Origin of the sequence: Mesorhizobium sp. M7A.F.Ca.US.006.04.2.1 (assembly GCF_004022915.1) — a bacterium.
GTDB lineage: Bacteria > Pseudomonadota > Alphaproteobacteria > Rhizobiales > Rhizobiaceae > Mesorhizobium > Mesorhizobium ciceri.
The window spans coordinates 1-6,176 of sequence record NZ_RZQA01000342.1; the positions used below are offsets into that span (position 1 = coordinate 1).

General features: G+C 62.8%; 10 protein-coding genes. 5 read left to right on the forward strand and 5 right to left on the reverse strand.

Features of this window, described 5'->3' with window-relative positions:
* From ftsY to EN925_RS18775, 4 genes are all read left to right on the forward strand, one after another.
* Positions 1-1,193 (forward strand): signal recognition particle-docking protein FtsY (gene ftsY / locus EN925_RS18760; RefSeq protein WP_245487239.1); only part of this gene is annotated, 1,193 nt, incomplete at its 5' end.
* Between the two features lie 61 nt (positions 1,194-1,254).
* Positions 1,255-1,929, forward strand: a complete 675-nt coding sequence (locus EN925_RS18765; RefSeq protein WP_013528838.1) for a septation protein A — start codon at positions 1,255-1,257, stop codon at positions 1,927-1,929.
* A gap of 25 nt (positions 1,930-1,954) precedes the next feature.
* Entirely contained in the window at positions 1,955-2,575 is a 621-nt protein-coding gene (locus EN925_RS18770) for a pyridoxamine 5'-phosphate oxidase family protein (protein ID WP_013528837.1), read from the forward strand.
* 40 nt (positions 2,576-2,615) lie between these two features.
* Positions 2,616-3,146, forward strand: coding sequence for an NADPH-dependent FMN reductase (locus tag EN925_RS18775; RefSeq protein WP_013528836.1), 531 nt, complete (start codon positions 2,616-2,618; stop codon positions 3,144-3,146).
* A 209-nt stretch (positions 3,147-3,355) separates the two neighbouring features.
* Here the strand turns inward: EN925_RS18775 and EN925_RS18780 are convergent, their stop codons facing one another.
* Positions 3,356-3,562 carry a 4-oxalocrotonate tautomerase family protein gene (locus EN925_RS18780; protein ID WP_013528835.1) on the reverse strand — a complete coding sequence of 69 codons (207 nt, stop codon included), beginning with the start codon at positions 3,560-3,562 and terminating at the stop codon, positions 3,356-3,358.
* A 76-nt stretch (positions 3,563-3,638) separates the two neighbouring features.
* On the reverse strand, positions 3,639-4,559 hold the full coding sequence (locus EN925_RS18785; RefSeq protein ID WP_013528834.1) for an SMP-30/gluconolactonase/LRE family protein: 921 nt from the start codon (positions 4,557-4,559) through the stop codon (positions 3,639-3,641).
* A gap of 259 nt (positions 4,560-4,818) precedes the next feature.
* Between EN925_RS18785 and EN925_RS18790 the strand changes: the two genes are divergently transcribed.
* Complete coding sequence (locus tag EN925_RS18790) at positions 4,819-4,986, forward strand: hypothetical protein (RefSeq protein ID WP_013528833.1); 168 nt, start codon at positions 4,819-4,821, stop codon at positions 4,984-4,986.
* Positions 4,987-5,144: 158 nt separating this feature from the next.
* On the opposite strand, the gene EN925_RS18795 is transcribed toward EN925_RS18790, so the two are convergent.
* The 3 genes from EN925_RS18795 to EN925_RS18805 all read right to left on the reverse strand — a co-directional run.
* Positions 5,145-5,720 (reverse strand): DsbE family thiol:disulfide interchange protein, encoded by a 576-nt coding sequence (locus tag EN925_RS18795; protein ID WP_013528832.1) that lies wholly within the window; start codon positions 5,718-5,720, stop codon positions 5,145-5,147.
* The gene (gene ccmD, locus EN925_RS18800) at positions 5,717-5,884 is read right to left on the reverse strand and encodes a heme exporter protein CcmD (RefSeq protein ID WP_013528831.1); all 168 of its coding nucleotides are present in this window, start codon (positions 5,882-5,884) and stop codon (positions 5,717-5,719) included. Before ccmD ends, EN925_RS18795 begins: the two co-directional genes overlap by 4 nt.
* Before the next feature lie 112 nt (positions 5,885-5,996).
* A partial coding sequence (locus tag EN925_RS18805; protein WP_206617053.1) for a heme exporter protein CcmB occupies positions 5,997-6,176 on the reverse strand: 180 nt, incomplete at its 5' end.

A 6,176-nucleotide genomic window follows, 5' to 3' on the forward strand; every position in this document is an offset into this window, starting at 1 on the left:
CTCCTCATCCGCCTGCCGGCACCTTCTCCCCGTATAGCGACGGGGAGAAGGAAGAAGTTTCAGCGCCGACGCCCGAAGCACCCGCCGCCGAAATCGCACCTCCCATTCGCCAGCCTGCGCCGATCGAATCGCAGCCGGTCATTGCGGAAATTGCGCCCGAGCCGCAGCCTCTTCCACCACCCGCGCCGGAGCCGAAAGCCGCCCCCGGCAAGGTGACCGTCACCAAGAAGGTCGAGCAGAAGGCCGAGCCGCAAAAAGCGCCGGAGCCGGCACCGAGGCGCTCTTGGTTCCAGCGCATGAAGGACGGGCTTGCCCGCTCGTCCAAGGAACTGACCGGCAACATTGCCGGCGTCTTCACCAAGCGCAAGCTGGACGAAGAGACTTTGCAGGACCTGGAGGATGTGCTGATCCGCGCCGATCTCGGCATGGAGACCGCCTTGCGCGTTACCGACGCGCTGGCCGCCAGCCGCTACGGCAAGGACGTTTCCGACACCGAGGTCCGCGCCATCATGGCGGCCGAGGTGGAAAAAGTGCTGACCCATGTCGCCATGCCGCTGGAGCTCGACCTCTCGCACAAGCCGCATGTCATCCTGGTGGTTGGCGTCAACGGCACCGGCAAGACCACCACCATCGGCAAGCTCGCCGCCAAGCTGACCGATGGCGGCCTGTCGGTCATGCTCGCCGCCGGCGACACGTTCCGCGCGGCAGCCATCGAGCAGCTGAAGATCTGGGGCGAGCGGACGAAATCGCCGGTCATCGCCTCCAAGCTCGGCGCCGATGCCGCCGGCCTTGCCTATGATGCATTCGAGCGGGCGAAAGAGGCCGGCTCCGACGTGCTGATCATCGACACCGCCGGCCGTCTGCAGAACAAGACCGAACTGATGGCCGAGCTCGAAAAGATCGTCCGCGTGCTCGGCAAGCTCGATCCGGAAGCGCCGCACACCGTGCTGCAGACGGTCGACGCCACCACCGGCCAGAACGCGCTCAACCAGGTCGAGATCTTCCGCAATGTCGCCGGCGTCAACGGCCTGGTGATGACCAAGCTGGACGGCACGGCGCGCGGCGGTATTCTGGTGGCGATCGCGGCAAAGCACAAATTGCCGGTCTATTTCATCGGCGTCGGCGAACAGGTCGACGACCTCGAACCTTTCTCAGCAAGCGAATTCGCCAGGGCGATCGCTGGAGTAGCTTAACAAGCATGTCCCAAAAAGGTGCAGACTTTTTGGATCAGATCATGCGCAAGAAAGAGATTCCATGAACCCACCCATTCTCGAACGCGATCCGTCGGACCCGCAGAAGCAGAAGAAGGAAGGCGTCAATCCGCTGCTCAAGCTGGTGCTGGAGCTGGGTCCGTTGATGGTGTTCTTCTTCGCCAATGCGCGCAGCGGATGGCTGGTGCAGAAATTCCCTGTTCTGGCCGAGTTCGGCGGGCCGATCTTCGTCGCCACCGGCCTGTTCATGGCCGCCACGGCAATCGCGCTGATCGCCTCGTGGCTGCTCACCCGCACCTTGCCGATCATGCCGATGGTGTCGGGCGTCGTCGTCTTCATTTTCGGCGCGCTGACGCTCTATCTGCAGGACGACATCTTCATCAAGATGAAGCCGACCATCGTCAACACGCTGTTCGGCGGGGTGCTGCTCGGCGGCCTGTATTTCGGCAAGTCGCTGCTTGGCTATGTCTTCGATTCAGCCTTCAGCCTCGACGCTGAAGGCTGGCGCAAGCTGACCTTCCGCTGGGGCCTGTTCTTCCTGTTCCTGGCCATCGTCAATGAGGTGGTGTGGCGCAATTTTTCCACCGACGCCTGGGTTACTTTCAAGGTCTGGGGCATCATGCCGATCACGCTTCTGTTCACCTTCAGCCAGATGCCGCTGATCCTGCGCCATTCGCTGGACGACAAGACCGGCAAAGAAGAGAAGGCCGGGAAATAGAGCCTGCAAATAAGGGGAAAGGGCCATGGAATTCGTCACCACGCGCGACCAGTTGAGGACGATCTACAAGACGCCACGACCGACCGACGGTTCTATCCGAAAGGAGCTGAAAAAACTTGACGGCCATTGCCGCTCCTTCATCGGCAAGAGCCCATTCGTGCTGATTGGCTCGTCCGACGGTGCCGGCAATGCCGACGTGACGCCGAAGGGCGACAAACCGGGCTTTGCCACCGTTCTGGACGACACCACCATCGCCATTCCCGACCGGCCCGGCAACAACCGGCTCGACACGCTGGAAAACATCCTCGTCAATCCCCCGGTCGGGCTGCTCTTCCTCATCCCCGGCATGAACGAGACGCTGCGCGTCAACGGCGATGCCCGCATCACCGTCGACGCAAATTTGCGCGAACGGCTCGCCGTCGACGGCAGGGAGCCGCAAAGCGTTGTCGTGGTCAGCGTCAAGGCGGCCTACATGCACTGCGCAAAAGCCTTCATGCGCTCGGATTTGTGGAAGCCGGAAACCTGGTACGACCGCGCGACGCTGCCGACGCTCGGCCAGATCATGCGCGATCAGCTGGCGGTTGCCGATTCCGCCGAGGCGACCGACCGCTGGCTCGACGAGGAATACAAGAAGACGATGTGGTAGTTTTTGCGGACGCGATTCGCGTCTGGACCGATTCCATACCTTGCTGAACATCCTTGCCATTTCCGGCAGCCTGCGCGCGGCCTCCACAAATTCGGCGCTGATCGCCGCACTGGCGCGCGAAGCGCCGTCCGGCTGCCGCGTCACCGTCCATGACGGGCTTGGCCGTTTGCCGATCTTCAATCCCGACGATGAAGGCGAGCGGACGCCGCTCGAAGCCTCCAAGCTGATCCATGCCGTCAGTCGAGCCGACGGCCTGATCGTCTCCTGTCCGGAATATGCCCATGGCGTGCCGGGCGGGCTGAAGAACGCGCTCGACTGGCTGGTCTCGCGCGATGCCGCCGTCGCCAAGCCCGCCATGCTGGTACACGCCTCGCCGCGCTCGCTGTTCGCCCGCGCCGCATTGGCCGAGATCATGCGCACCATGTCGTTCGCGCTTTACGACGATGTGCTGGAGATCGCCCTGCTCGGCAGGAAGCCGCCGGAGGTGGCGGGCATCCTGGCGGCGCCGGCGAACCGGCAGGCGATGCATGATGCACTGAATGCCTTCGCGGAGTTTATCCGCTCGCGTTGAGCGGCGGCCTCTCTTCCTTCTCCCCTTGTGGGTCTGAAGGACGGGGCGAGACCCGTTGCTCGCCCCAGGGTGGTGGCCTCGCGAAGCGAGGTCGGATGAGGGATGTTCCAGCTTGGCACCGACGGCAATCCGTCACCCACCCCTCAACCGTCTCGGCGCTGCGCGCCGATCCACCTCCCACAACAAGGGGGAGAAGGAAAGATCGCGCACTACCCCTTTCGCAGCGTCTCCACATCGGTCTTCCCCACGTACCAATCGCGGGCGTTGACCTCTTCAAAAACCACCCAGACATCGTCGTTGCTCAGCCCGGTGGCGTCCATGATGGCCGCGGTGACCTTCTTGGCGATATCCGCCTTTTTGCCCGCCGGATCGGCGGCGATCACTTCCTTGACGATGCGGATGTTGACGAATGGCATTTCTTGTCCTCCCGGGGATGTTCGTGCTCACGACCCGCTTCGATGAAACCGTCGAACGGTCGCCAGTGTTCAACTCTCAGTATGTCTTGGCGCCGTTGACCATCAGCCGCACCATGTAGAGCGACGTGGTGCCGGCGATGTAGAGGCAATTCAGCTTGTTGCCGCCGAACACGCAATTGGCGGTGACTTCCGGCACCTTGACCTTGCCGATCAGCGTGCCGTCCGGATCGTAGCAATGGATGCCATCGGCGGCACTGGTCCAGATGCGGCCGTCCTCGTCGAGCCTGAAGCCGTCGAACAGGCCGGCGGTGCAGTCGGCGAAGACTTTTTCGCCGGAGACTTTCTTGCCGCCCTTGCCGACATTGAACACCCGCATATGCGCCGGATTCTGCGCGCCATGCGTGCGGCCGGTATCGACGACATAAAGCTTGCTCTCGTCCAGCGAGAAGGCGAGGCCGTTAGGCCTGACCATGTCGGTGATGACGGCTTCGACCTCGCCGGTGCCGGGATCGACCCGGTAGACGTGGCAGGCGCCGATTTCGCTCTCAGCCCTGTCGCCCTCATAATCCGTATCGATGCCGTAGCTTGGATCGGTGAACCAGATGGAACCGTCGGATTTCACCACCGCGTCGTTGGGCGAATTCAGCCGCTTGCCTTTCCATTTGGCCGCGATCGTGGTGACCGAGCCGTCGAACTCGGTGCGGCTGACGCGGCGGCCCGAATGCTCGCAGGTGATCAGCCGGCCCTGCCGGTCGACGGTGTTGCCGTTCGAGTTGCCGGACGGCTGCCGGAAGACGCTGACATTGCCGTCGGTCTCGTCATAACGCAGCATGCGATTGTTGGGGATGTCGGACCAGACGACATAGCGGCCGGCGGCGAACCAGGCCGGCCCCTCCGCCCACTGGCATCCGGTGAATAGCTTCTCGACCTGCGCGTTGCCGTTGAACAGGCGCGCGAAGCGCGGATCGAGAATTTCATAATAGTCTGCGGCCGCCATGCTTTCCTCCCGGCATCAATGAGAGGGATCAAGCCAGCCGGAGGGACAGAAGGCAATGTGGGTACGCACAGTGTCCCACAAAAGATCGCTTGCCGGCTCTGCGCATGACGTTAGCGCCGCATTAACCGGCTATGCGTCCAGCGCAATGGTGCATTGCAACATCTTCTTTTTGCAATGCACCATTACTATGTCATGCTTCGTATCGATCAAGGGAGGAAGAAACCGCCGCCGAAATGCGGCGCCAAAAAGGAACCTTGCTATGATCCTCGACAGTCTCATGACCCGCGCTCGCAACAGCATTGCCAAGCGCAAGCACTACAACCGCCTTGTCGCCGAAATCGACAGCTTTTCCAGCCGCGATCTGGCCGACATGCGCGCCGACCGCTCGGAAATGCTCTACCAGATCCACAAGCAGATCTACGGCTGATCTCAAGCCCGATAAGACGCGCCGCCAAGGTGCGTTGAGATTCAGGTCAGGCCGAGTCGAAAACGGTGGTTTCCGAGAACCGGAGCGGAGCGTACTTTTGGTACGCGAGCACCGGACGCGCAGGAAGCCGCTGTTTGCAGGCCGGCATCACCTGAATATCAACGCGCCGCCAGTGCCTTGTCGATCTGCGGCAACAGCAACGCCTGCACCGTCTCGGGCGTCAGCGGGCCGACATGTTTGTAGGCGATCTTGCCGTCCTTGCCGATGACGAAAGTTTCCGGCACGCCGTAGACGCCCCAGTCGATCGCCGCGCGGCCCGCTTCGTCGACCCCTATCGCCTGGAACGGATTGCCGAGATCGCCGAGGAACCGGCGTGCGTTTTCGGGCCGGTCCTTGTAGTTCAGCGCTGCCATGGTGAAACGCTTATCCTGCGACAACGCCAGAAGCACCGGGTGCTCTTCGCGGCATGGCGCGCACCACGACGCGAAGACGTTGACCAATGTGACCTTGCCGGCGAAGGTTTTCGAATCGAGCCCCGGCAGGTTTGAGCCCTCCAGCGCCGGCAGGCTGGTTTGCGGCGCAGGCAGGCCGATCAGGGCCGACGGCACTTCCGAAGCATCGCGCCCCGACAGCAGCTGCGACAGGAACAGTCCGGCCAGGCCGAGGAAGATCAGCAGCGGCAGAAGCACGAACAGGCGACGACTGGGCGGCGGCGTTTCCGTTTCGGTGCTCATGGCTTGGCGACCTTGTCGGAGCGACGCCTCACGCCGGACGCCTCCAGTTCGGCAAGCTCACGCTTGCGCGCCCGCTGGTCGAGCAGGATCCAGCCGATCAATCCGGCGAGCACCACGGCAGTGATGCCATAGGCGGCGGTCACGTAGAGTGCATGCGCACTCATGCGGCAGGCCCCGCTGAGGTGGGGCCTTCCAAGCCGATCATGTCGCCCAGTCTAGACATGCTTTTCCTTAGCCTCGCTCCGTCGGCTTCGCAATCCGCAGTCATACGCCGCGTCAATCCGTGCCATGGCGCAGCGCCAGCGCCGCCGAGACCGGACCCAGCACGCCAAGAAACAGGGTCAGCGCGGCAAGAATGAGGAAGGGCTGCAGAAACGGGTCGGGATTGGCGGTCGCCCCATAGCTTGCCGAAACGCCGAAGATCAGCACCGGGATGGTCAGTGGCAGCACCAGCAC

What these genes read in the sequence shown, in the direction of transcription:
- EN925_RS18790 (WP_013528833.1), top strand. Translation starts at nt 4,819, where the DNA reads ATGATCCTCGACAGTCTCATGACCCGCGCTCGCAACAGCATTGCCAAG.
- EN925_RS18795 (WP_013528832.1), bottom strand. Translation starts at nt 5,720, where the DNA reads ATGAGCACCGAAACGGAAACGCCGCCGCCCAGTCGTCGCCTGTTCGTG.
- EN925_RS18785 (WP_013528834.1), bottom strand. Translation starts at nt 4,559, where the DNA reads ATGGCGGCCGCAGACTATTATGAAATTCTCGATCCGCGCTTCGCGCGC.
- ccmD (WP_013528831.1), bottom strand. Translation starts at nt 5,884, where the DNA reads ATGAGTGCGCATGCACTCTACGTGACCGCCGCCTATGGCATCACTGCC.
- EN925_RS18780 (WP_013528835.1), bottom strand. Translation starts at nt 3,562, where the DNA reads ATGCCATTCGTCAACATCCGCATCGTCAAGGAAGTGATCGCCGCCGAT.
- EN925_RS18770 (WP_013528837.1), top strand. Translation starts at nt 1,955, where the DNA reads ATGGAATTCGTCACCACGCGCGACCAGTTGAGGACGATCTACAAGACG.
- EN925_RS18765 (WP_013528838.1), top strand. Translation starts at nt 1,255, where the DNA reads ATGAACCCACCCATTCTCGAACGCGATCCGTCGGACCCGCAGAAGCAG.